Origin of the sequence: Pseudomonas sp. NPDC088885, assembly GCF_044750025.1 — a bacterium.
GTDB lineage: Bacteria > Pseudomonadota > Gammaproteobacteria > Pseudomonadales > Pseudomonadaceae > Aquipseudomonas > Aquipseudomonas rustica.
Genome location: NZ_JBIVJB010000002.1, coordinates 143,939 through 168,218, shown reverse-complemented (window position 1 = coordinate 168,218; position 24,280 = coordinate 143,939). Strand labels below are relative to the sequence as shown.

24 protein-coding genes are annotated in these 24,280 nt (G+C 57.1%); 14 read left to right on the top strand and 10 right to left on the bottom strand.

Going from position 1 to position 24,280, the window contains the following annotated elements:
- Positions 1–15: 15 nt before the first annotated feature.
- The 4 genes from ACIP1X_RS03195 to ACIP1X_RS03180 form a co-directional block, all read right to left on the bottom strand.
- Positions 16–2,442 carry a TonB-dependent siderophore receptor gene (locus ACIP1X_RS03195; RefSeq protein WP_400749309.1) on the bottom strand — a complete coding sequence of 809 codons (2,427 nt, stop codon included), beginning with the start codon at positions 2,440–2,442 and terminating at the stop codon, positions 16–18.
- Between the two features lie 98 nt (positions 2,443–2,540).
- Positions 2,541–3,524 (bottom strand): FecR family protein, encoded by a 984-nt coding sequence (locus tag ACIP1X_RS03190; RefSeq protein WP_400749306.1) that lies wholly within the window; start codon positions 3,522–3,524, stop codon positions 2,541–2,543.
- Between the two features lie 88 nt (positions 3,525–3,612).
- Positions 3,613–4,104 carry a sigma-70 family RNA polymerase sigma factor gene (locus ACIP1X_RS03185; protein ID WP_400749304.1) on the bottom strand — a complete coding sequence of 164 codons (492 nt, stop codon included), beginning with the start codon at positions 4,102–4,104 and terminating at the stop codon, positions 3,613–3,615.
- 223 nt (positions 4,105–4,327) lie between these two features.
- Positions 4,328–5,479, bottom strand: a complete 1,152-nt coding sequence (locus ACIP1X_RS03180) for an MFS transporter (protein WP_400749301.1) — start codon at positions 5,477–5,479, stop codon at positions 4,328–4,330.
- 98 nt (positions 5,480–5,577) lie between these two features.
- On the opposite strand from ACIP1X_RS03180, the gene ACIP1X_RS03175 reads away from it, so the two are divergent.
- The 3 genes from ACIP1X_RS03175 (at position 5,578) to ACIP1X_RS03165 (ending at position 9,140) form a co-directional block, all read left to right on the top strand.
- A complete protein-coding gene (locus ACIP1X_RS03175) occupies positions 5,578–6,342 on the top strand; it encodes an AraC family transcriptional regulator (protein ID WP_400749298.1) in 765 nt (254 codons plus the stop codon).
- A gap of 96 nt (positions 6,343–6,438) precedes the next feature.
- Positions 6,439–7,548 (top strand): HlyD family secretion protein, encoded by a 1,110-nt coding sequence (locus ACIP1X_RS03170; protein WP_400749295.1) that lies wholly within the window; start codon positions 6,439–6,441, stop codon positions 7,546–7,548.
- Positions 7,545–9,140: a DHA2 family efflux MFS transporter permease subunit gene (locus tag ACIP1X_RS03165; protein ID WP_400749292.1), complete on the top strand. Its 1,596-nt coding sequence runs from the start codon at positions 7,545–7,547 to the stop codon at positions 9,138–9,140. Before ACIP1X_RS03170 ends, ACIP1X_RS03165 begins: the two co-directional genes overlap by 4 nt.
- 125 nt (positions 9,141–9,265) lie before the next feature.
- Here the strand turns inward: ACIP1X_RS03165 and ACIP1X_RS03160 are convergent, their stop codons facing one another.
- Positions 9,266–9,706, bottom strand: a complete 441-nt coding sequence (locus ACIP1X_RS03160; RefSeq protein WP_053121963.1) for a carboxymuconolactone decarboxylase family protein — start codon at positions 9,704–9,706, stop codon at positions 9,266–9,268.
- A 187-nt stretch (positions 9,707–9,893) separates the two neighbouring features.
- Between ACIP1X_RS03160 and ACIP1X_RS03155 the strand changes: the two genes are divergently transcribed.
- The gene (locus tag ACIP1X_RS03155) at positions 9,894–10,193 is read left to right on the top strand and encodes a hypothetical protein (protein ID WP_159815834.1); all 300 of its coding nucleotides are present in this window, start codon (positions 9,894–9,896) and stop codon (positions 10,191–10,193) included.
- 165 nt (positions 10,194–10,358) lie between these two features.
- On the opposite strand, the gene ACIP1X_RS03150 is transcribed toward ACIP1X_RS03155, so the two are convergent.
- Both ACIP1X_RS03150 and ACIP1X_RS03145 read right to left on the bottom strand, forming a co-directional pair.
- Positions 10,359–11,927 (bottom strand): diguanylate cyclase, encoded by a 1,569-nt coding sequence (locus ACIP1X_RS03150; RefSeq protein ID WP_159815489.1) that lies wholly within the window; start codon positions 11,925–11,927, stop codon positions 10,359–10,361.
- Between the two features lie 312 nt (positions 11,928–12,239).
- Positions 12,240–12,905 (bottom strand): ribonuclease T2, encoded by a 666-nt coding sequence (locus ACIP1X_RS03145; protein WP_400749289.1) that lies wholly within the window; start codon positions 12,903–12,905, stop codon positions 12,240–12,242.
- 165 nt (positions 12,906–13,070) lie between these two features.
- Between ACIP1X_RS03145 and ACIP1X_RS03140 the strand changes: the two genes are divergently transcribed.
- From ACIP1X_RS03140 to ACIP1X_RS03110, 7 genes are all read left to right on the top strand, one after another.
- The gene (locus tag ACIP1X_RS03140) at positions 13,071–13,541 is read left to right on the top strand and encodes a hypothetical protein (RefSeq protein ID WP_159815491.1); all 471 of its coding nucleotides are present in this window, start codon (positions 13,071–13,073) and stop codon (positions 13,539–13,541) included.
- 122 nt (positions 13,542–13,663) lie between these two features.
- Positions 13,664–14,914 (top strand): hypothetical protein, encoded by a 1,251-nt coding sequence (locus ACIP1X_RS03135; RefSeq protein WP_400749286.1) that lies wholly within the window; start codon positions 13,664–13,666, stop codon positions 14,912–14,914.
- Between the two features lie 73 nt (positions 14,915–14,987).
- A complete protein-coding gene (locus ACIP1X_RS03130) occupies positions 14,988–16,685 on the top strand; it encodes a copper resistance system multicopper oxidase (protein ID WP_400749283.1) in 1,698 nt (565 codons plus the stop codon).
- Positions 16,686–16,696: 11 nt separating this feature from the next.
- Positions 16,697–17,566, top strand: a complete 870-nt coding sequence (locus ACIP1X_RS03125; protein WP_400749280.1) for a copper resistance protein B — start codon at positions 16,697–16,699, stop codon at positions 17,564–17,566.
- A 139-nt stretch (positions 17,567–17,705) separates the two neighbouring features.
- Complete coding sequence (locus tag ACIP1X_RS03120) at positions 17,706–18,143, top strand: hypothetical protein (RefSeq protein ID WP_400749277.1); 438 nt, start codon at positions 17,706–17,708, stop codon at positions 18,141–18,143.
- Positions 18,144–18,171: 28 nt separating this feature from the next.
- The gene (locus ACIP1X_RS03115; RefSeq protein WP_053121970.1) at positions 18,172–18,609 is read left to right on the top strand and encodes a PaaI family thioesterase; all 438 of its coding nucleotides are present in this window, start codon (positions 18,172–18,174) and stop codon (positions 18,607–18,609) included.
- Between the two features lie 80 nt (positions 18,610–18,689).
- Positions 18,690–19,481 (top strand): transporter substrate-binding domain-containing protein, encoded by a 792-nt coding sequence (locus tag ACIP1X_RS03110; protein WP_400749274.1) that lies wholly within the window; start codon positions 18,690–18,692, stop codon positions 19,479–19,481.
- Between the two features lie 150 nt (positions 19,482–19,631).
- Here the strand turns inward: ACIP1X_RS03110 and ACIP1X_RS03105 are convergent, their stop codons facing one another.
- Entirely contained in the window at positions 19,632–19,847 is a 216-nt protein-coding gene (locus ACIP1X_RS03105; RefSeq protein ID WP_082341465.1) for a hypothetical protein, read from the bottom strand.
- A 136-nt stretch (positions 19,848–19,983) separates the two neighbouring features.
- Between ACIP1X_RS03105 and pseH the strand changes: the two genes are divergently transcribed.
- Positions 19,984–20,535 carry a UDP-4-amino-4,6-dideoxy-N-acetyl-beta-L-altrosamine N-acetyltransferase gene (gene pseH, locus ACIP1X_RS03100; RefSeq protein ID WP_400749271.1) on the top strand — a complete coding sequence of 184 codons (552 nt, stop codon included), beginning with the start codon at positions 19,984–19,986 and terminating at the stop codon, positions 20,533–20,535.
- 16 nt (positions 20,536–20,551) lie between these two features.
- Positions 20,552–20,920 (top strand): hypothetical protein, encoded by a 369-nt coding sequence (locus tag ACIP1X_RS03095; RefSeq protein ID WP_400749268.1) that lies wholly within the window; start codon positions 20,552–20,554, stop codon positions 20,918–20,920.
- Positions 20,921–20,965: 45 nt separating this feature from the next.
- On the opposite strand, the gene ACIP1X_RS03090 is transcribed toward ACIP1X_RS03095, so the two are convergent.
- Complete coding sequence (locus ACIP1X_RS03090) at positions 20,966–21,328, bottom strand: DUF6124 family protein (RefSeq protein ID WP_400749265.1); 363 nt, start codon at positions 21,326–21,328, stop codon at positions 20,966–20,968.
- A 635-nt stretch (positions 21,329–21,963) separates the two neighbouring features.
- On the opposite strand from ACIP1X_RS03090, the gene ACIP1X_RS03085 reads away from it, so the two are divergent.
- On the top strand, positions 21,964–22,278 hold the full coding sequence (locus tag ACIP1X_RS03085) for a thioredoxin family protein (RefSeq protein ID WP_400749262.1): 315 nt from the start codon (positions 21,964–21,966) through the stop codon (positions 22,276–22,278).
- A 920-nt stretch (positions 22,279–23,198) separates the two neighbouring features.
- Here ACIP1X_RS03085 and ACIP1X_RS03080 read toward each other — a convergent pair.
- Positions 23,199–24,032, bottom strand: coding sequence for a DUF4760 domain-containing protein (locus ACIP1X_RS03080; RefSeq protein WP_400749259.1), 834 nt, complete (start codon positions 24,030–24,032; stop codon positions 23,199–23,201).
- Positions 24,033–24,280: the final 248 nt, after the last annotated feature.

Genomic DNA, 24,280 nt, shown 5'->3' with positions numbered 1-24,280 from the left:
CCGCCTGTACGTCGATCAAAAACCAACGCTGGCCTGCACAAAGAACGTCCTTGGCGCGCCCACATACATCCCCGAATTGTTATCGCTGGAGCGGGTGAAATACTGCTTGTCGAAAACGTTCTTCACCCCCGCGCCCAACTTCAAATTCGACACCTGCGGCCCGAAGTCATAGCCGCCACGCACGTTCCAGGTCACGTAACCCGGAATGTCGCCGTACTGCCCGTCCGCCGTGCCCTCGGTGATGTAGTTGCCGTTGAAGCTGCCATCGGCGTTCACTCCGGTACCCGGCGAACGCTGTTTCGACTGGGCAAAGCCGTCGATGTTGTACGTCCAGCGGTTGATGTCGTAACGCAAACCCACCGTCGCCACCTGACGCGAATAGAACGGCAGATCGCGGCCCTTGAAGCCCGGAATCTCGCCTTCATAACTCGCGCGGGTGTAGGTGAAACCGGCGTTGGCGGTCAGGCCATCAAGACGCGGATCCAGCGCCGCCATGTCGTAATGCACCGACGCTTCAAGTCCCTGGTGCTTGGTCGCGCCAAGATTCGTCCAGCCGACATCGTTGCTGATGTATTGCAGTTCGTCATCGAAGTCGATGTAGAACAGCGTCACTTCACCGCCCCACACGTCGTCGTTGTAGCGCGTGCCGATTTCGTAGGTCTTGGCCTTTTCCGGCTCCAGACCGTTGGCGGTCTGATCACCCGAACCGCCCTGGCCGAGTTGAAAATACTGCAGGCTGCCGAACGACGTTTCGTAATTGGCGAACAGTTTCCACGCGTCCGACAGGTGATACATCACGCTCAGCGCCGGCAGCGGTTCGTTGCTTTCGATGCTGCGATTTTTCTCCGGTACGCGTTTGCCAGCGGTGTCGAGCACGGCGCGATCATGCCAGTCAGTGCTGATGTGTTCGAAGCGAATACCCGGCGTGATCGTCCAGTTGCCGACGTCGATTTTGTTATCGACGTAGACCGAGTTGGCCTCGGTGCCGCCGGTGCGATCCTGGAAGACGTGACCATCAGACGTCGGCGTTACCACTGGCTGATTGTTGACCAGCGCCAGACGACTCGACTGCTCGTGCATCGCCTCTTTCAAATAGCGATAACCGACGCTGACTTCCTGGCTGGTCGGGCCGACATCGAAGACCCGCGATACCCGTGGCTCGATGCCCAGCGTGTAGTAGGAACGCGGGTACGAGCTGAGGGTTCTCTGGTCGCGAGCGGCGATGGTGCTGCCGCGAAAACTGTCGGTGTAATAGGTCAGCACTTCGGCTTGGGTGCGTTCGTCGATCTGGCGAATCCACTTGAACGACACGTCTTTGCGGCGGCCGCTGAATTGGTCGTAGTCACGCACCGAGTCATACGGTTTGTCGTCGTATTGTTTCTGCGTCAGGCCGCCGGGCATGTCGGCGCTGGCGTCGTAGTAGTGAAAGTTGAGGCTGAAGTCGTCCTGATCGGTCGGCGCCCAGTGAGTCTTGAGCAGCACGTCGTCGATGTCGTTGCCGTTGTTGCGCTCGCGGTAACCGTTGCCGTTGACGCCGGAATACAACAACGCCACGCCCATGCCGTTGTCGGCGGTGCCGCCGAGGAACGCGGTGTCGATGTGTTTCCAGCCGCCGTACTGGGTGGTTTCCAGGGTGGTGCCGATTTCACCGGTGGCTTTTTCCGGGATCGCGCGGGTAACGAAGTTGATCACGCCGCCGACGTTTTGCGGCCCATAACGCACGGAACCGGCACCACGAACCACGTCGATGCTGTCCAGGTTGCCGGAGGAAATCGGTGCCATCGACAGTTGTGGTTGGCCATACGGCGCAAACGCCGCCGGCACACCGTCGATCAACACCGTGGAGCGCGGCGACAGGCGCGACGTCAGACCACGCACGCCGACGTTCAACGAAATATCGCTGCCGCCGGTGCCGTTGGAATCCTGCACCTGCACGCCCGGCACACGCTTGAGCACGTCGCTGACGTTCATCGCCCCTTGCTCGAGCATGGCTTCGCGGCGAATCACCGTGCGTGCGCCGGGATGGTTTTGCACCACGGCGGCGTCGGCATCACCGAGCCAGTCGCCGACTACTTTGATGTCGGTCACGCCCAGTTCGAGCGGGCCGTTGGTCGCAGCTGAAGTCGCAGCGGGCGACAGCGTTACCGAGCCTTCGTTGATCTGATAATCCAGACCGCTGCCTTGCAGCAACTGACGCAGCGCCTGCTCCGGGGAGATGTCGCCATCGACGGCCGGGGCTTGTTTGCCGGCGACCAGATCAGGGCTGAAAAACACTTGCAGCGAGGTTTGCTGGCCCAGTTCGCTCAGCGCCTGACCCAATGGCTGGGCGCGGATATGAATGGCTTCGCCGGCAAACGCCAGCGGCATCGCAGCGTTGACCGCGAGCGCGAGGGCCAGCGGCAACCAAGGGGATTTTTTATTGTGGGCAGTGGTGGTTTTCACGTCGAACGTAGTCCTGTGGATCGCAAGAGTGTGCGGCTGTTAATGCAAACCAGTTGCAGTTGAACAGGAAGACGATGAACTCGAAAAAAACCTGAATTTTATTTTGAAATTATTTCCTGACTGCCATCCGCATGGGTGCGAACGGCCACTGGCAGGATGCTCGGCAAGGCTTTGAGCAAGGCTTCGGTGTTGTCGGATTTGAACACACTGGTCAGGCGCAGACTGGCCACCGCAGGGTTGCTGACGGTCAGCGGCTTCTCGCGATAACGCGATACTTCCGCGGCCACTTCGCTGAGGCTGGCGTTGTTGAACACCAGTTTGCCGCTGCGCCATGCGGTGAATTCTGCGGGGTTGACCGCATAGGCGGCAGCGACTTTGCCCTGCGCATCGACGTAGGTACCGAGGCCTGCGGTCAGGCTGATGAAGTCGTTGTCCGGCGCATTGTGGCCCTGCACTTTCACCGTGCCCTGCTCCACCGCCACGCGGGTTTGCGTGACGTCGCGGCGCACATCGAAACGGGTGCCAGTGACCGTGACTTTGCCGCTGCCGGCCTCGACCACGAACGGTCGCGAGGTGTCGTGCTCAACGCTGAACATCGCCTCGCCTTCGCTCAATTCGATCAATCGGCGATCTTTTTCGAAGCGCACCTGCAAGCGGCTGCGGCTGTTCAGATCGATCACCGAACCGTCCGGCAGCGCTACGTGTTTGCGCTCGCCCAACGCGGTGCTGAATTCGGCGCTGTAACCGCCCGGATGATTCAAACCGCTGAACAGACCGAGGCCGAGCGCCACTGCCACCACACTCGCGGCCACGGCATAACGTAACAACGGACGTCGTTCGCGGCGCGTCGGTGGAGTTTCAACCAAAGCTTTGAGGCGTGGCGCCGGCAGTAGATCAGCGGCCGTCCACAGCCCCTGAAGCAACTGGAATTCGTCACGGTGCTGCGGATGCTCATTCAGCCAGGCATCGAAGCGCTGCTGCTCGTCGGCACTGACCACCGGCTCCTGCAAACGCACAAACCAGCGAGCTGCGTCATCGCGCACGGTTGTTTGCCCGCACGCGCAATCACGAGTATCCATCATGGAATGTCCTGTTTGGCCGGGAATATAAAGACACACAGCCCCTTGTAGGCGCTGCCGAAGGCTGCGATCTTTTCGCCATAACGCCCATTCACGACTGCAACCCGTCCAGGCGATCACGCAAATGCCGCAGGGTGCGGATCATATACTTTTCGACCATGTTCTTGGACAGGCCCAGGCGTTCGGCGATTTCGGCCTGAGTCAGGCCTTCGATCTTCTGCCAGACAAAAATCTTCCGGCAATTGACCGGCAGCTCGCTCAGCGCCCGCTCGATGGAGTCGGCCAACTGGATCGCATGCATGTAATGCTCCGGGTCGCCGGACGACGACGCACTGTGATCGATCGCCTCCGACTCCATGGCACCCCGCCGATCCTCACGCCGATAACCGTCGACCGCGATATTGCGCGCGGTCTGATGCAAATACGCCCGAGGTTGCTGCACCGCCGCTGAATCGGATTCGAGCACCCGCACAAAGGTGTCGTGCGCCAGATCCTCGGCCTGCGCGCGATTGCGCAGGCGACGAGTCCAGGTGCCGATCAACTCTTCGTAATGCTCGAAAAAGCCGGGTCTGCGGGGAAGCATGGGGGTATGGGCGGCGTGCTGAGGAAAGGGGTGCGAATAGTAATGCTTCCTATTAACCTCGGCAATTCATTCCTCTGCGTGCCGACGATGGGCTGTTGTGCTGTGAACACAAAACAAATGTGGGAGCGGGCTTGCTCGCGAAGGCGTCGGCACACATTGCATCGAGGTGCCTGACACTCCGCTTTCGCGAGCAAGCCCGCTCCCACAGGGGGTTGAGTCAGGCTCAGGCCTGTTTGTCTTTCACCGATTGCAGATGCGGCAGCTTAGTGGTCAGGAGCAACGCCAGGGCGCTGCACGCAATCAAGGTTTCGCCAAGCGCCTGAGACCAACCGGCAAGCATCAACCCCGCGCCAATCAACAGGTAATAGAACAGCCCCAACAACGCCCCGGCGGTACCCAATCGATCCGAATAATCAACCAGCGCCATCCCCAAGATATTCGGGATCGCCATACCGAACGCCAGCACGATCAGCAACATCGGCAGCACAAACGCCGCACTGTCCTGCAACCACCAAACGCCCAGACCACCGAGCAAACCGCTGACAGCCGCGAGGCGAATCAACTGCATCGCTGCGACCCCGGCCTTTAACAAACGCTTGTTGAACCACGCGCCAAACCCCGAGCCCAGCGCGAGGATCACGCCGCTGTAGCCGAACAACGTGTCACTCAAGCCCAGCCGCTGAAACTGGAACGGCGCGAGGCTGTAGTAGCTGAACAGCGCCACGTTGAACGAGGCAATCCACAACGCCGAACGCCAGATACCCAGGTCACGCAACATGCGCCCAAGGGTTTCAATCAGACTCACCGGCGGCAGTTGCTCCGGCCGGGTTTCCGGCAGGGTGTACATACTCCACAGCAAGAGCAGTACGGCAAGCACTAGCAAAGCGCCGAGGACACCGCGATAACCAAAGGCCTGCACCAGACTGGCACCGCTGAACAAACCGATCGCCGGACTGGCCGCCAGCGCGATGCCCATTATTGAAAAAACCTGCGCGAGTTCTGCGCCCTTAAAGCGGTCGCGCAATACGGTTTGCGTCACCACCGAGCCGACCGCCGCACCAAACGCCGCCACCGCCTGAACCGCTAACAATCCGGTAAAACTGCCAACCCGCAAGCCGATCACCGTCGCCGATGCATAGATCGCCAGCCCTGCAAGCATCGTTGGACGCCGGCCGATGCGATCGCACAACCGCCCCCACACCACCACGCCTACGGCAAACGCGAGGAAATACACCGATAAAGTTTGCGCCGCCGCTTCGGGGCCGACGTCAAACACCCGGCCGATATCGCCCAGCGCCGGGCTGTACAGGGTTTGCGCGATCTGCGGAAACATCAGCAGCGCGATCGCCAGCAGCAACAGATTTCTGTTGTTCATCCTTCATGACTCCTCAAGTAAACCGCAGAGGAGTTTAAGAAGCGGCGTCTGGCGTATTATCCGAATCCTGCCAACTTATCGCTGAAATCGGACAACCCATGGCTTGGCTCGATGCCCACGCAACGTTTGACGCTGACAGTTACCGCGCGCCGGTGATCGGTATCGCCGCAACCTTGGGCGACCATGATTCCGGACTGCATCAACATCAACGCGGGCAACTGCTATTCACCCGTCAGGGTTGCACGCGGATTACGCTGGCCCAGCAATTGTGTCTGTTGCCACCGTCGCGGGCGGCGTGGATTCCGCCGGGCGTGAGTCATCGCGCGGTGATGCAGCACAGCGTCGATTACCGTTCGATCTACCTGACTGCCGAACTGTGCGCCGAGCTGCCGCAGCAAGTCTGCGTGATCGAAGTCAGCCCACTGCTGCGCGCCGTGCTGGAGCCGATCGCAACAGCGGATTTCGACATTGATTGGCAACAGGGCAAGTTCGCCCATTTACTCGGTCTGTGCCTGAGCGAAATCGCCGAAGCGGCGCAGCAACCGATGCTATTGCCCCTGCCTCGGGACAAGCGTCTGGCGCCGCTGCTGAATACGCCCGAGCGTCTGCCACCAGAGTTGCAAATGCTGGAACAACAGATCGGCGCCAGCAGCCGTACTATCGGGCGGATCTTCCAGCGCGAAACCGGCATGAGCTATCAACAATGGCGCCAGCAATGGCGGTTGATGCGCGCCATGGAATTGCTCGCCACCGGGCGCAGCCTCAGCTATTGCGGGTTCGAACTGGGTTTCGCCAGCGACAGCGCGTTTATCGCTTTCTTCAAATCAATGACTGGCAGCACACCCGGACACTGGCTCAAATAAACAACTGACGATCGGCATCCGAAATAAATTGCCAGCAAATATTACCTGCGTCATATTACGGCCGTAATAACGAACCATTTGCGCAGGTATTCCGCCATGACCAGCATGCCCACCCTCGAACCTGTTGCGGTGAAGGCCAAACCTCCCCTGCTTAGACGCGTGCTGCTTGCGGGCGTCGGTTTACTCGCGCTGATTTTCGCCGGCGTCTACGCCGTGCATTGGTGGGGCGCCGGGCGATTTCTTGAAGAAACCGACGATGCCTACATCGGTGGCGACGTCACGGTGATCGGGCCGAAAGTCGCCGGTTACATCGACGAAGTGCTGGTCAGCGACAACCAGCACGTCAAGGCCGGCGATGTGCTGATCCGTCTCGACGCGCGCGACTACCGCGCCAATCTGGCGAAAAGCGAAGGCGCGGTCGCCGCTGAAGAAGCGCTGCTGGCCAACCTCGACGCCACGGAACAATTGCAGCAAGCAGTGATCGGCCAGGCCCGCGCCGGCATCGATGCGGCGGGCGCCGAAACCGCGCGCTCGCGGGATGACAACGCCCGCTACAAACGCCTGGTGACGACCAATGCCGTGTCGGTCGAAAGTGCGCAACGCGCCGACGCCACCTTCAAAAGAGCGCAAGCCTTGAGCGCCCGCGCCCAGGCCGAACTGCTCGCCGCGCAACGCCAACTCGCGGTGATCGATACGCAAAAACAACAGGCCCGCGCCGCCCTTCAGCAGGCCCGCGCCGAACGTGATCTGGCGCAGTTGAACCTCGGCTACACCGAATTGCGTGCGCCGGTGGATGGCGTGATCGGCAACCGCCGCGCACGGGTTGGCGCTTATGCGCAGGCCGGTTCGCAACAACTGTCGGTGGTGCCGGCCAGCGGCTTGTGGGTCGATGCCAATTTCAAGGAAGACCAATTGGCACGGATGAAACCCGGCCAACGCGTAAGCATCCGCGCCGATGTGCTGTCCGGTCAGGAATTCCACGGTCGTCTCGACAGCCTCGCTCCCGCCACCGGTTCACAATTCAGCGTGTTGCCGCCGGAAAACGCCACCGGCAACTTCACCAAAATCGTTCAGCGGGTGCCGGTGCGCATCCTCCTCGACCCGGCGGACGGCGTGCTCGGCCACCTGCGCCCGGGGCTGTCAGTGACAGCAGAAGTCGACACCCGCGCCCAGCCTGAAACCAGCGCCGTGGCCGTCGCGCCATGAGCGCCGCCGCCCTCGCCGCCCCTGCGCAACCGTTCAACGCGGCGGACATGGCCACCGCGACCAAGGTATTCGCCTTCGCGACGATGTGCATCGGCATGTTTATCGCGTTGCTCGACATCCAGATCGTCTCCGCGTCGTTGCGCGATATTGGCGGTGGATTGTCCGCCGGCACCGATGAAACCGCATGGGTGCAGACCAGTTATTTGATCGCCGAAATCATCGTGATTCCCCTGTCGGGCTGGCTGTCGCGCGTGTTCTCGACGCGGTGGTTGTTCTGCGCGTCGGCAGTCGGTTTCACCCTCGCCAGTCTGCTCTGCGGCATCGCCTGGAACATCCAGAGCATGATCGCTTTTCGCGCCCTGCAAGGTTTTCTCGGCGGCTCGATGATTCCGCTGGTGTTCACCACCGCGTTCTTTTTCTTCACCGGCAAACAGCGAGTAATCGCAGCGGCAACTATTGGCGCGGTCGCCTCATTGGCGCCAACCATGGGCCCGGTGATTGGCGGCTGGATCACCGATATTTCGTCGTGGCACTGGCTGTTCTACATCAACCTGGTGCCGGGGATTTTCGTCGCCGTGGCGGTGCCGATGCTGGTGAAAATCGACCAACCGGAATTGTCGCTGCTCAAGGGCGCGGACTATCTGAGCATGGTCTTTCTCGCGCTGTTTCTCGGCTGCCTCGAATACACCCTCGAAGAAGGCCCGCGCTGGAACTGGTTCAGCGACCAGACGATTTTGACCACGGCGTGGATCAGCGGGCTCGCCGGATTGGCCTTCATTGGCCGCACGTTGCACGTGGCCAATCCGATCGTTGATCTGCGTGCCTTAAAGGATCGCAATTTCGCCCTCGGCTGCTTCTTTTCCTTTGTCACCGGCATCGGCCTGTTCGCGACGATTTACCTGACGCCGTTGTTTCTCGGCCGGGTACGCGGCTACAGCGCGCTGGACATTGGTCTGGCGGTTTTCTCCACCGGCGTGTTCCAGATCATGGCAATTCCGCTGTACGCCTTTCTCGCCAATCGCGTCGATCTGCGCTGGATCATGATGGTCGGGTTGGGCCTGTTCGCGGTGTCGATGTGGGAATTCAGCCCGATCACCCACGACTGGGGTGCGGGGCAATTGATGCTGCCGCAAGCACTGCGCGGAATTGCTCAGCAACTGGCGGTGCCGCCGGCGGTGACATTGACCTTGGGAGGGTTGGCGCCAGCACGCTTGAAGCATGCCTCGGGCCTGTTCAACCTGATGCGCAATTTGGGTGGAGCGATTGGGATTGCGGCGTGCGCGACCATCCTCAATGACCGTACCAACCTGCATTTCACGCGGTTGGCCGAGCATCTGAACAGTAGCAATGAGGCGATGAATCGGTGGCTGTCGCAGGTCGGCGGCAACTTCGCCACGCTGGGCCAGAGCGGTGACGTCGGCGTCACCGCCAGCCTGCGCCAGTTGTGGTTGCTGACGTACCGCGAGGCGCAAACGCAAACCTACGGCGACACCTTTCTGATGATCATGGTCTGCTTCGTCATCGCCACGGCGATGGTGCCCTTGATGCGCAAAGTACAACCACCGGCCGCGCCGAGTGCGGATGGGCATTGATCATCACCGCAGCCCTTGTAGGAGCAAAGCTTGCTCGCGAAATCGTCGTCACAGTCAACATCAGGGTTGAATGAGCAGCCGCTTTCGCGAGCAAGCTCTGCTCCTACAAAGGGCTGTGTTGGGGTTTAGGCTTGTGGGGTTTTGCGGAAGCCGACGGCCAGGCGATTCCAGCTGTTGATGGTGCTGATTGCCACGGTCAGGTCGACCAGTTCTTTCGGGGTGAACTGCGCCGCGACCACTTCGTAATCTTCATCCGGTGCGTGGGTCAGGCTCAGTTGGGTCAGCGATTCAGTCCACAGCAGCGCAGCGCGTTCGCGGTCGCTGAAGAACGGCGCTTCACGCCATGCGGTCACGGCGAACAGACGACGCGGGGTTTCGCCGCCCTTGATGGCATCGGCGGTGTGCATGTCGATGCAGAAGGCGCAGCCGTTGATTTGCGAAGCGCGCAGCTTGACCAGTTCAACCAGGGTCTTTTCCAGTGGCAGTTTGGAAACGGCGGTTTCGAGGGCGATCATCGCTTTCAGGGCGTCCGGGGAAGCGGTGTAGAAATCGGTACGAGCTTTCATGGTGAGTATCCGGGGGCGAGTGAATGTGTGACTACGGTAGTCCCGGCGCGGGGTTCGGCAAATAGCCAATATTCCAGAAGAACAGTAGGCCACTTGGCCACGCGATCGACCGCTGGTCAGCCGACCGGCACCAACGCTCAAACGCGTCAGACCAATACCAGGTAAATCCCCTTTTTGGAGACGTACCATGAAGACGCGCACTTTCACTTCGTTAATGCTCGCCGGCCTGCTCGCCACGGCCTCGGCCGCCAGCTTCGCGGCCAACGATGGCGCTGACGCCACGGGCACCAAATCCGGCGCCACCAGCGGCTCGACCATGCCACCGGACAACACACCGGGCGCGCCTTCTGGCGGCAACGGTTCCGACGGCGCCGGTTCGGGCACCGGTACCAATGGCGGTTCCAGCGGTTCGGGCTCAGGCGCGGGCGGCGGCACCGGTTCGGCCGGCGGCGGGACTGGCGGTGCGGGCGGTGGCACAGGCGGCTGAACGAACAAGAGCCATCCGTGGTGATCAACCCATCACCCAATCAACGCAACACCCCTGTGGGAGCGAGCCTGCTCGCGAAGGCGTCGTGTCAGATAAACAATTTTTACCTGACACACCGCTTTCGCGAGCAGGCTCGCTCCCACAGGTTTTGTGTTGGATTCTGGATTAGCGATCGGAGCGCATGAGTTCGGTGATTCCGCCGTCCAGCGATAACACCGCCGCGCGATTGCGCCCGGCATTTTTCGCTTGATACAACGCCGCGTCAGCGCGGTGGATGAACGTTTCCAGACTGTCATTGCCGCTAGGAATAAACGCATAGCAACCCAGGCTCACCGTCAGATACCCGGTGGGCGAGCCGCTGTGGATGATGTGTTTATCGATCACGCTGCGGCGAATCTGCCCGGCAATCGCCAACGCGCCGTTGATGTCAGTGTCCGGCAGCAACACCGCAAACTCTTCCCCGCCATAACGCACCGCCAGATCCGCCTTGCGCTGGCAGCAGGTCTTGACCACTTGCGCCACTTGCATCAGGCAATGATCACCGGCGACATGGCCGTAAGCATCGTTGTAACGCTTGAAAAAATCGATATCGAGCATGATCAGGCTCACCGGACTCACCTGCCGCGCGCCTCGGGCAAACTCAATCTCCAGCGAACGTTCGAACAAGCGCCGATTGGCCAGTCCGGTCAGGCTGTCGTGGGTCGCAATCTGCTCCAGCGCTAGCTGAGCCCGGCGCAGATTTTTCTCGATGCGCTCGCCGTTGCGCACCTGATGGATGAACACCCAGCCAAACAGTCCGACGCCCAGAATCACCAGCGCAATGATCACGCTGGACTGAAACGCGCGCTCATACCAACCCTTGAGAATCGTGTCGCGCGACGACGCTGCGGCGACCACCAATGGATACGACCCCAGTTGCCGATAGCCATACAAACGCACGACGTCATCGACCACCGACCTGATCATCGCCGTGCCGGACTGGGCTTCCGGCAGCAACTTCTGATAAATCCGCCCCTGCGCCAGCGACGTACCAATGAGGTTTTCTTCAAACGGTCGCCGCGCCAACAGCGTGCCGTCAGTCAGGCCGAGGAACATGATGCCGTTGTCGTCGAGGCTGAAGCTTTTGAAGAACTGATCGAAGTACGCCATCTTGATCCCGGCCATCAGCACGCCCTGAAAATTGCCGGCGTGGTCATTGACGCGTTTCGAGATCGGGATGATCCATTCGCCGTTCTCACGGCTGCGAATTGCCGGGCCGATGTGCGCCAGCGTCGATTCATTTTGCTGATGAAACTTGAAGTAATCGCGATCGGCCACGCCGTTGCCACGGGGCAAATCGGCGAACGAAGTGATGATCCACTGGCCCTGTTTGTCGAAGAAAAAGATGCCGTGCAACTGCTCCATCTGCTGCACGCGCCGGGCGAAGGTTTTCTGCAAACGCGGCTTCTGCGTCGCGCCGTAGCCGTCGTCCTCAATCCAGTCGACCAGACTGGTCATCACCAGATCGGCGGAGTGAAACGTGTCCTCGGCCTGTTGCGCCATCGCCCGGGTCAGGTTGCTCGATGCCACTTTCGCCACGGCCAGATCCTGACGCCGCGACTGCTCCAGTTGCAGGTAGAGCAAGCCGAACAGACACAGGCACACCGCAACGATAAACAGCACAGCCGCTTTACGCAGTGGCAGGCGCTTCAGCGCGCCGGGAGCCTGTTGCGGATCGTGAATGGGAATAGGCAAAAGCGTGTCCTGGGCAGGTACGACAAGGGCGTAGGCCCGAAACCCTTACGGTCTGAGCGTAGTCCACCGGGGTGCTCGGGGCAAACGCCACGATCCCGCCCCGTTGTATCGGCGCGCCGCGAATTAGGATGATCGCTGTTGGCAGATTTATTTTCGATTGCTTCTTTACGGTTAATCCATTCTGAAGTGCCAGACATCACACAAATCCCCGTGGCGAGGGGATTTATCCCCGCTGGGCTGCGAAGCGGCCCCAAAAAATCTCATGAGCGCTGAGCACTCAAGCAGGAGCAAGCGCCCTCACCACAGATGGCCTCAACGCTTCGGCGGCACCCGAATATCCCCCTTCCGACACTGCGTCCTCACCCCCTTGCCACACGCTGCAAAGCGCAAATCCTTGTCCAGACAAACACGCACTTCCGCCAACTCCGGCCCACTGCAAATCACCGCAATGCCATTAGCCGGAATCTTCGGATTACTTTTACGGAACAGATCAGCAATTTCCTGCGCCTTAAAGTAATAGGAATCACCAAACGGCTGAAGCTGCTCAGGAATGTTCACCGCCGCCAGCGCTTTGTCCGCCGCATCAAGATAGCCAGTCGCACCGAGCCCGCTGCACGTGCCGTGCTTGCGCCATTCGTGATAAAGCAATTTCTGCGTCGGGAACAACGTCAGGCCTTGGCTACGTTGTTCAGCCGAAAGCTTGCTCAGCGGCGGACACGATTGCGGCCAGCCGCCCTGCGCATACTGTGGCCACAATCCATGCAAAACAAAGCCGTAACCCTTGCCGGAACACTGCGCATCGTCCTTGTGCGTCAGGCAAAACGTCGGCGACCACGACAGCGTCAGCAAGTAATAATCGAACGCTCCCGCCACTGCTTCCGGCCGCTCCTTGTGGCTCGGCGACTGACGTGACGAGATCAGCCCGATGCTACCGGCCGTCAGCACGATCAGCGCGAAAATTGTAAACAGCTTTTTCATGTACCCGCTCCCTGAGACGCCTGCGCCCGTGGTTTTCGATGCTGACCTGACGTGATTTGTAATGAATGAGGCACGCTGACAGCGCCGGCGCATGACGCAAGGCAAGGCCGTACGCCGCTGCAAGGTCTACGATTAACAGGCAGACATCAAACCAAGGGAACCGAAATGAGTAAAGCAGACGAACTCGCCGCGAAGCTCAAGCAAACCCGGCACACCCAAGCGGACGCGACGCTGGAGATCGATTGCTGGGCCAAACAAGTGGACAGCCTGTACCACCGCATCGAGGCGTGGTTGCAGCCCGTGGCGGAAGTCGGCCTGAAGATCCGGCGCAACCCGACCCACGTGTGTGAAACGTCGCCGGATGGCGAAAGTCATGATTACGCGGTGGATCAACTGGTGATCGAAGGCAATGAGCACAGCCTTACGTTTGATCCGATTGCGCGGTTTACCGAGGACGGTGCCGGCCGGGTTCAGATCCTTGTGCCGGGCAGAGACACTTTTCTGCTGCGCACTGTTGACGAACATGGCGAAAGCCATTGGTGGATGCAGTCGATCGAAACCGGGCAACAGCTGGACGCGATTGCGTTGACCGAGAACAATTTGTTGTTGGTGGTGCAGGAAGGTCTGGGGCTATAACATCACTCTCCAGCCAGTCGGGGAATCACAGAACCATTCCATTAGCGGCCAGACTTCCTAAAGAAGCCTGGCCGACTGTCGTTAAAGAACCACCCACTCTCTTTTTTGGATAATTTGATCGCATGGATGCTTCAACCGTACCAACGTTTTCGCAATTCTTTAGACGCAACTTTAAACGCGTTCTGGATTACTGGGGCCAAATCACCGTCACACTGGGTTTTCTGGGAGCAGGGCTGGCGATTCTTGGTCTGTACATCTATACGCGAGCAATTGGTCGTACAGACTTGTTCCTTGCAGGCACCGACGCCAAGTCCGCGCTTGCCATTTGGCTACTGTTGATCGTATTGATCATGGTGGGTTATCTGTTCATTCTCTCCACCAGTGCATGGTTCTATGGCATCAGTGTTTCCATGTTCGATAAGGTGCCGGACAAGCACTATCGAATCGCGAAGTGGCTACTTTTCCCTTTGCTTTCCGGATTCTGTGCATTCACCGTCCTACTGTTCATATTCTCGGATACGTTCAGCGCAGCGGCTTCGCTGGGGATTATTCTGGCCATTACCTTGGCTGCCTATTTTTTGTTGTTCTCATTCAGAACCTTTCGTAAGACTTTCGACAAAGACACTGTAGGTTTGGGACCATGGAAAAAGAAATTCTTTCGCGGCTCAGTCGGTATCGTAGTTGGGCTAGCTGTCCTGTTTGCGTCGCTCCCAGCACTTTTGATCCTTTCAACTTACGTCGGTGAGAACACTTCCAGAGCTGTGATTGTGGTCGGGCTGCTTTCCTTCGGCACCCTTGCGTTGAGCCTGATACCTGTATTGATTTTTTACATCAGCAAAGGTCATCTATTCACCCGCGTTGCCTACGGTGTTGTATCAGCAGTCGTGTTGTTTTGCGCATTCCTGCTGCTTTCGCCTGGCGCCATGCCCAGCATCACTTACGCGGCGGCCGAAAATCTCGCGATTCGTCAACAGCCCGCGCGGTATATCCTCGACGAAAACATAAGCCTGGGTGACTTGGATAACAGGCAATGGCGCACCCGAATCAATGAAAAGAACAAGCTGGAAGTCACGGCATTTCCTTTGCTTTCTTTCGGTGACACGTTGCTGTTGTGCTCTATCGATCTGCGGTTCTTGAACTTGTACGAGTTGCCCCGCTACACCCGCTTTTGCATCGCCACACTCAATAGCAAAGTGACTCGTAAACCATGGCGCCCCGGCCTAGCGCGCTCGCTGACCTGGCAGCAGCGCGCGGAGCACGTCGTGGGACTGGACAACCTGCGTTCGGCTATTCTCAAACCCATCCTTCAGCACTACGTGGCCCCCGCCTCAAGCAGTGTTGTGCCCAGACCGCTGAACCTGTCAAAACTGTAATCCCGCCCTCAGCCAACTGAAAGCCAGCGCTGGTTAGCCTCCCCGTCATGTGTCAAACGGGGACTTCCAGCGCATGCCTTCCAACACTTCAAGACGCACCTTCGTCAAAGGCCTCGCAGCCGGCGGTTTGCTCGGCGGCCTCGGCCTGTGGCGCGCGCCGGTCTGGGCGCTGAATGGCCCCGGGCAGATCAATGAGCTGAACGGCAGCGAGTTCGAGCTGTTCATCGGCGAAACCCCGGTCAACTTCACTGGCAGTCCGCGCACTGCGATGACCATCAACGGCAGTCTGCCCGGCCCGTTGTTGCGTTGGCGTGAAGGCGACACCGTGACGCTGCGCGTGCGCAACCGACTCAAGGACAGCACTTCGATTCACTGGCACGGCATTTTGTTGCCGGCGAACATGGACGGCGTGCCCGGCCTGAGTTTTCACGGCATCGAACCGGGTGGCGTGTACGTCTATCAATTCAAGGTGCGGCAAAACGGCACTTATTGGTATCACAGCCATTCCGGTCTCCAGGAACAGGCCGGCGTCTACGGCCCGCTGGTGATCGACGCGAAACAGCCGGAGCCGTTCCAGTACGATCGCGACTTCGTAGTAATGCTCAGCGACTGGAGCGACGAAGACCCGGCCAGTCTGATGAACACCTTGAAAAAACAATCCGACTACTACAACTTCCACAAACGCACGGTCGGCGACTTCATCAACGACGTCAGCGAAAAAGGCTGGGGCGCGACCGTCGCCGATCGCAAGATGTGGGCGGAAATGAACATGAATCCCACTGACATCGCCGACGTCAGTGGCGCCACGTACACCTTCCTGATGAATGGCCACGCGCCCGATTCCAACTGGACAGGGCTGTTTCGCCCCGGCGAAAAACTGCGTCTGCGCTTGATCAACGGCTCGGCCATGACTTACTTCGACGTGCGCATTCCGGGGCTGAAAATGACCGTGGTCGCGGCGGATGGCTTGCACGTCAAACCGGTCAGCGTCGATGAATTGCGCATCGCCGTGGCGGAAACCTACGACGTCATCGTTGAGCCCGACGCCGAGGTCTACACCCTGTTCGCTCAAGCCATGGATAGAACGGGCTACGCGCGCGGCACCCTCGCCACCCGCACCGGACTCTCGGCGGCGGTGCCCGCGCTGGATCCGCGCCCGTTGGTGAGCATGGACGACATGGGCATGGGAGGCATGGATCACGGCTCAATGGACATGAGCGCCATGGATCACTCAGCGATGGGCCCGATGCAGACGCATCCCGACAGCGAAAAAAACAATCCGCTGGTAGACATGCAAGCCATGACCACCGCGCCGAAACTCAACGATCCCGGCCTCGGTTTGCGCAACAACGGTCGCCGAGTGCTGACCTACGCCGACCTGCGCAGCACCTTCATAGACCCGGACGGCCGCGACCCGAGCCGCACCGTCGAGTTGCACCTCACCGGCCACATGGAGAAATTCGCCTGGTCGTTCAACGGCATTAAATTCTCCGATGCCGAGCCCTTGCGCCTGAAATACGGCGAGCGCATTCGGCTGGTGCTGGTCAACGACACGATGATGACCCACCCCATTCACCTGCACGGCATGTGGAGCGATCTGGAGGACGAAAACGGCGACTTCCAGGTGCGCAAACACACCATCGACATGCCGCCCGGCACGTGCCGCAGTTACCGCGTAACCGCCGATGCACTCGGTCGTTGGGCCTATCACTGCCATCTCCTGTACCACATGGAAATGGGCATGTTTCGCGAAGTGCGGGTGGAAGAATGAAGGGGCCGAACATGACTCGATTCACGGCGTTTACTTTGCTGCTCGTCGGTAGTTCGGCGATGGCTGCCAGCGACATGCAGGGCATGGATCACAGCCAGATGTCCGGCATGGATCACTCGACGATGTCAGGCATGGACGACGGCATGATGCAGCCCGCCGCGCCGAGCGAAAGTCGCACGCCGATCCCGCCGCTGACCGATGCCGACCGCGCCGCTGTTTTCACCAGCCCCGGCGGCCATCAGGTGCACGACAGTGCGATCAACAGCTACTTCCTCGCTGACAAGCTCGAATGGCAGGACGCCGATGACGGCAGCGCATTGGCCTGGGATTTATCAGGCTGGATCGGCGGCGACATCGACCGCTTGTGGCTGCGCTCCGAAGGCGAACGCAGCAACGGCAAGACCGAAGACGCCGAGATTCAGGCGCTGTGGGGCCACGCGATTTCGCCGTGGTGGGACGTGGTCAGCGGCGTGCGTCAGGACTTCAAACCCGGCGCGCCACAGACGTGGGCGGCGTTCGGTTTGCAGGGCATGGCGCTGTACAACTTCGAGGCCGAAGCCACGGCGTTTATCGGCGAAAGTGGCCAGAGCGCGATTCGGTTTGAAGGCGACTACGACATCCTGCTGACCAATCGACTGATCCTGCAGCCGACGGCCGAATTCAACGTCTACGGCAAAAACGACCCGCAACGCGGCATCGGTTCCGGCCTTTCCAACAGCGAAGCCGGCCTGCGTTTGCGCTATGAAATCCATCGCGAATTCGCGCCGTACATCGGCGTGACCTGGAACCGCACGTATGGCAACACCGCCGATTACGCCCGCGAAGATGGCGAAGATCGCAGTGAAGCGCGCCTGGTGATTGGCGTGCGGATGTGGTTTTGAATGCCTTTCAAACCTATGGACAAACAACCACCTGTTACTTCTGACAGTAGACAGCCTTCCGATAAAAAAACTAGGTTAGAGCCCTTCTCCGCGATGCAGTGAATCGCCCATCCGTCCCGAGTGGATTGGAGGCATGAACATGAATGTGCTCACCTGGTTTGCGTTGATCTGTTACGGATTGGCTTTTCTTGGCGTACTGATACTCGCCGCTGCTTACCTTGTGCGATCAGAGTTCATGCCTTATCACAGCGTAGCGGTTGCTCGACCTTGGCAAGATGTCGACCCTGCAATGCAAATCCTGCTGATGGCGCTGATCCGAGTGGTCGGGGCTACCAATTTCGCGCTAGGGGTATCGGGAATACTGATGCTGTACCTATTGTTTTCGCAGCAATGGGGTTTTCCACAGTTACTTGCCTTTCAAGTTTTCTGCTTGATTGCCGTCGTACCACCGCTCGCAGTCACCCTCTATGTGCGAAAAAAAACCAAGGCCCCCACACCAGTGTTGAGTGTCTGCTCAATCGGGTTGCTGACCCTCGCCGGTTTTGCGTTCGCAGTGTTATCTGGCCAATATTTATAAACCTCGGCCCCCTGAGAGGCTACTCGATATGAATACCGATGCCCTGTTCTGGAAAGTCATTAACGGTGAGTTGCCAACGCCTGACGCCGCCAAGTTATTGGGCTGGACATTCATTGATTACGACGAGGAAAAAAGCGAGGCGCACATTGTTTTTGAAGCCAGCGCTTCACTCACCAATCTCATGGGCAATATTCAAGGCGGGATGCTTGCAGCGATGCTTGACGACTGCATGGGGCCAGCGCTCTATGCGTGCCTGGCAGCAAATCAGATTGCGGTCACCGTCGAGTCGAAAACCAACTACATCAATCCGGCATTACCAGGGCGAATTTTTGGCACTGGGCGCATTGAGCACCTCAAGCGTGAAATCTGTTTTACCTCGGGCCAACTGAGTGACGCGTCAGGCAACGTCCTGGCTACGGCAACGGCAACTTTTCGAATCAGTGACCACTCGTTTAGCAGGGTCTAGGATTGCGGATCCATAGTGTGATCGTGTTTAACTGAACGCCATCATTTACGGATCAACCCATTCATAGAAGCCCGGTAAATATGCACAACTCCAAAAAATCAGTATTGCTCGGCACCCTCCTGTCTTTCGCTTTCGGTGCTCAGGCAAACGAGCCAAGCTCACACCTCGACAGCGTCCAGCAACAAGGCCAGTTGCGCGTCTGCACCACCGGCGACTACAAGCCCTACACCTTCAAACGCCCTGACGGCGAATTCGAAGGCATCGACATCGCCATGGCCCGCTCGCTGGCCGACAGCCTCGGCGTCAAAGTCGAATGGGTGCAGACCACCTGGAAAACCCTGATGCCCGACATGCAGGCCGGCAAATGCGACATCGGCATGGGCGGCATCTCGGTAACGCTTGAGCGGCAGAAAAAAGCCTACTTCAGCAACACCCTCGACACCGACGGCAAGATCCCGTTGGTGCGCTGCTCAGAGGTGAGCAAGTATCAAACGGTCGAACAGATCAACCAGCCCAACGTGCGCCTGGTCGAACCCGCCGGCGGCACCAACGAAGCTTTCGTCCACGCCTTCCTGCCCAAGGCGCAACTGGCGTTGCACGACAACGTGACGATCTTCCAGCAACTGCTCGACAACAAAGCCGACGTGATGATCACCGACGCCTCGGAAGCGCTGTATCAGCAGAAACTCAAACCGGGATTGTGCGCGGTGAATCCGCATAAATATATGCAGTACGGCGAGAAGGCTTACTTACTGCCGCGCGATGACATCAGCTGGAAACAGTACGTCGATCAATGGCTGCACCTGAGCAAAGCCACAGGCAAATACCAGCAAACCCTGAGCGAATGGATTGCCGTACCTGCCGTCCAATAACCCTGCAGCTTCACTCAAAACCCTGTGGCGAGGGGATTTATCCCCGTTGGACTGCGCAGCAGTCCCGGCTTCTTATGTCATTAGAAGCAGGGGGCCGCTACGCGACCCTTCGGGGATAAATCCCTTCACCACAAGTTATGTGTTCCCCCATCAATCCTCATGCAACATCCCGGAACTGTACTGATTCAAACTACTACCAATACTGTTCCCGCCAAACTTCAACGTCGTCGCATTATTGCGCCCATCCGGCGACTGACAATCAGTAGAAAAACAACTGGTCGTGGTCAACCCACCCGCCCCCGAACAAGCACTCAGAACCGACACAACAGCGGCAACCAACAGCACTTTGGCAACATTCAGGCGCATGGCACGATTCCCCTCGGGATGAAAAACGACGATCTTGTGCCAACATCCTAGGCCCGCCCCGCACGCGCTTACATGAAACTTTGCCGATCGACAGCAGCGGTTCAGAATCGACCCTCCGCCCGACAAGGACATCCCCATGCAATTCCTACCCCTCACCGACACCAGCCCCGCCATTCAGGCCCACGTCCGCACCCTGCGCAACCAGCCGGACGTGCGCAAATACATGTACACCTCGCACGAAATCAGCGAACAGGAACATGCGAACTGGCTCGCCTCCTTAAAGGGAAACGCGCGGCAGCAAGTGTTTGTGGTGATCAAGGACGAGCAAGCGGTTGGGGTTGTTTCGTTGAACGCAATCAACGTTCTGCAGAAAACGGCGGATTGGGCGTTTTATCTGGATGTTGGTTTGCAGGGTAAGGGGCTGGGCAGTGTGGTCGAATTCTGGATGCTCGATTACGCATTTGGTGTCGCAGGTCTGGAGAAGCTGAATTGCGAAGTGCTGGCGATGAACTCGGCGGTGGTGAAGATGCATCAGAAGTTCGGCTTTGAGGTGGAAGGTGTTCGGCGACAGAACATTCTGAGGGATGGCGCTCGGATCGACGTTGTCCTGCTGGGAATCACCAAAGAGGAATGGCAAAACAAGCGTCCAGCGCTGGCGCCGGTGATCGACCGAATCAGCGCCGTTTAACGCCGGGAGCCGGATTTTGAAACGTGAACTGAGCCCGGACGATCTATACAAAATCAGAGAGGCGTTGTCGTGGATCTTTGTCGACACCGCAGTTGAATTTGCCTACATCGCCAGACAAGTCGAAGGCCACGATCCGGAACAGATCAAAGAGATTTTATATTCGGAAGTTGCCGTCGTCTGCGCCGGGAACCTGGAATGCGTACTTCCGCCAATCTGGACAGGTTTCGAACCCGACTCCTTAAACCGGGGCATCGAACAGATGCTGCTCGCAAACAGGAACAGCTGGATTCGGCGACAACTGCATAAGTTGCACACCGCCCGGTTGCGATATAGCTATAGAGAAGCCTGGGAAGAGCTTTCCGCTCACCTCAAACAATCGAACTGACTCCCTCTGTGGCACCGGAACCCCATCGCCACAGAGGGATGTGCTTTACACCTTCACTTCAACGTTATCCAACGCCTGATTCACCGCCAACTCCCCCAACATCACCACCTGCGCAATACCCAACGCGGTTTTGCGATGCGAGGAACCTAGCGCAGCGGCAAAGTTGATGAGCATTTCAGAGGCTGAGCCCAACGTTTCACTGGCGTTCGCCAACAGGGATTCGGTGTCGTACTTCGGATTGGCGAGGTACATGCGCTCAGGCTGGTTGGCACTGGCCATGATGCGGTCGGCGGGGAGCAGATAATGATCGAGCGCGCGTTCGGCGGCTTCGTGGAGTTTTTTTGAATCGAGAGATTCGTAGGGGGATGCGGGATCGGTTGGGGGTGGATTCGGTGTTGGCTTGATCATCGATGGAACCTCTAGCGCGATTACTAAAAGAAGCCATCACCCGCGCTACCAAACGAAGGGTGGTGGCCATACGCGGGTTGGTAGACCGGTCGCACTAGAACCCGGCGCCCACGAATGGGCCCCACGCATGACCACCATGAAATCTGAGTCCTGGGAAAGCGACTGAATCAGGTGATGCAATGCATCTAGACACGAAGCGGGCTACCAAACCCGATCACTGGTTTTCAGTGACCTAAGGACGATAGAACCTGCGGTCTAGACGCACAAGCCGGCGGATTCTGTCTTACGTGTAGGGGATGGCGCAAGGGGTTGTAGGCAAAAGCTATTGATATAAAACATCAGTAAACGACAGTGAAATTCGCTGTTTAACTCATAACCAGGCTTCGCCATTAATTTGCAGGAAAAGAACCACTCGATAAAATCGCCCACTCTCCGTCTATTCTTTGTCGGCACAGGTCGCGATTGTAAAATCTCGCCCCCCTCCTCGCCAAAACTGAATAAGCATTATTCCTAATAAATATAAAAAACTGTAATTTCTGACAGTTGCCCACCCGTTTCAAAAAACAAATAATTGCCACTATTCCAAAAAAGAAAGCTGCTACAGCTCGATACTTGACAGCCAAAGAGAGATCATAATGATCATTTATTGCGACGATGAAAGTTTTGCAGCCAAAGTTCTAAAATCTACCACACCCGTACTCGTCTTTTTCACTGCTGAATGGTGTGGCCCCTGCAAGGTGATCGCCCCGAGGCTTCATAAGCTTGCAGATCTTTACATTGCTCGCTTTGAACTTTGCATAGTGGATGTTGACATAAGCCAGAATATTGTAGCGCAGTATTCAATAAGGGCTATGCCAACAGTTATTCTATTCAAGGATGGCAATATCATGACGAGAATCGAAGGTGTAGACATAGAAAAAATTGAATCAATACTCGCGGCAAATCTCTAATGTTCGGACGCTCTGAAACGAACTTCAAAACTTAACGACACTTACATGCTTCTTAGAGATTGACGCTCCACGCTTTTATTTCACTCATAAACCCCGACAACCGATAACAAAGCCCTTTGTAGAAAAAATAAATGGGATGACGTTTGGATTGCACATCCCCAATCCATTCGTTAACCCTTTGCCGAAACTCTAAATTCAGAGGAAGAGGAGTTCTGCTCGCCTCGAGCGATCGAACAACCGCTCGTAAGAGTCGACTCAGCCCCAATAGCACAATACTGATAAACTCCCCACCTCCCAGCCCCACCCAATCCAGAATCGCCAATGTCACCGCAGTACCCGCCCCACTCCCGCCGCTTCTCCGTCGCACCCATGATGGATTGCGCATAGTCCCTCGCGCGACCCCGGCTACCATGGCTCATTCCTCAAAATCACAATGCTTTGTAGCAATTTCTAATTGCATGCATCAATCGCCGCCCACAAGGCGCACTCCGTTAACTATTCTTCTTTCTTTTTCGAAAGGAGTCGTTGCTATAGCAGACGAATATTCGTTATCGGATGTGATGGAGAGGATGTACCAGAATCAACTCGGTCTGGAAGTGATGGAGCTACGCTTCATGCCGAACAGCAAGGTTTGGTCGAGGTCGGCGACTTCCGGGGAGGCCTTGTGGTCGATTGCAGAGAATGATGGCCATTCAAGCAAGGGCTTGCCAAGCTTAAGGGACGAGCGAAGGCTACTTTTGAAGTTTTTTGCGCCAGATCCGGATTATGCAGCACCTGAAAGTGTCATGTATTTACCTTAAGACAAGCGACGCATATCGAGCCAACTTGAAAAACATTAGGTAAGCAATCACTTCACACCAAGACTGATGCTGCCGAAAACGCTTTCGCGTCTTCAGCTGCGCGCTTTTAGAACCATTGATTTAATTACTAGATACCGGTTCTACGAGCTGGAGGTCTACAACACCTGCATGAGGCGTCGAAGATACTCCTGCACACATCATCTTATCAATTTCCTCCTGCGCCGGATATATTTCGAAAGCATCAAAATTTTGACCTTTTTTACTGCTAGTAGTTAACGACTTGTTGTCGGTCCAGCGATCAACCAGCGCCACTAAGCTCTCAAATGTTTTCTCATTTTGTTTTTGAGCACTTTGAATCACCAAATATGCTCTCTTCTCCAGAGCTATAACTATTCCAACAAAACACTCTTTCATGAGCTTCTCATCAAAGTCCCCACCGAGAACCCCGACAGCAATGAATTCATAATAGTTCAGCACGTAGGACAGATCCCTTGCGCCCTGAAGAAACTCTTCAGGAAACTTAGCATCCTTGAATTTCTTATTGTTAATATCTTGAAGATACTCAGTAAAAACTGACGGAATGGTTCTCTTACGCGGAAACGCGTGAATCAGACGATCATTTGTCTGAACGAAAAGCTCGCTATTTCTCTGATTCATAATAGTATTGATGGTGTGTGCTTTTCTAGCAGCAGCTGAACTTATTGTAGCTTGAACCCACCATCCGGCGCCTAGCAAGCAAGATGAAACAAATAGCGCGAGTGATGTCTGATAATCAGTTTGACCTTGAAAACGAAAGACCAAATATGTTGCTACCATCACAACAAAAAACGAAATAGCGATATATTTGAGACCTGCTCGTGTCTCTTGATATTTTTGATATATTTTTGCATAAAGCTGATTTATCAAAAGGGCTGCCAATGAAGAAAACACCCCAAAAGCAATCCATTCGTTCAAGTTCTGAATCATTAATAAATGGCTAAGGCTATCATAATTCCGAACGCCTGCGACTATGCATAAGATCAAAGCAGTAGCAAGCAAGAGCCCTTGATGAAATCCATGTTTCTCTGACAATTTTCATATCCTTAATTATTTAGGCCACAAAAAAGGCCCCTAAAGATAGAGGCCTTTTCAACGCTATGAAATCTTACTCTTCGCAACCAATTGATACGTTCATACCCGCCACTCCTTCTATTTCCTTTTTG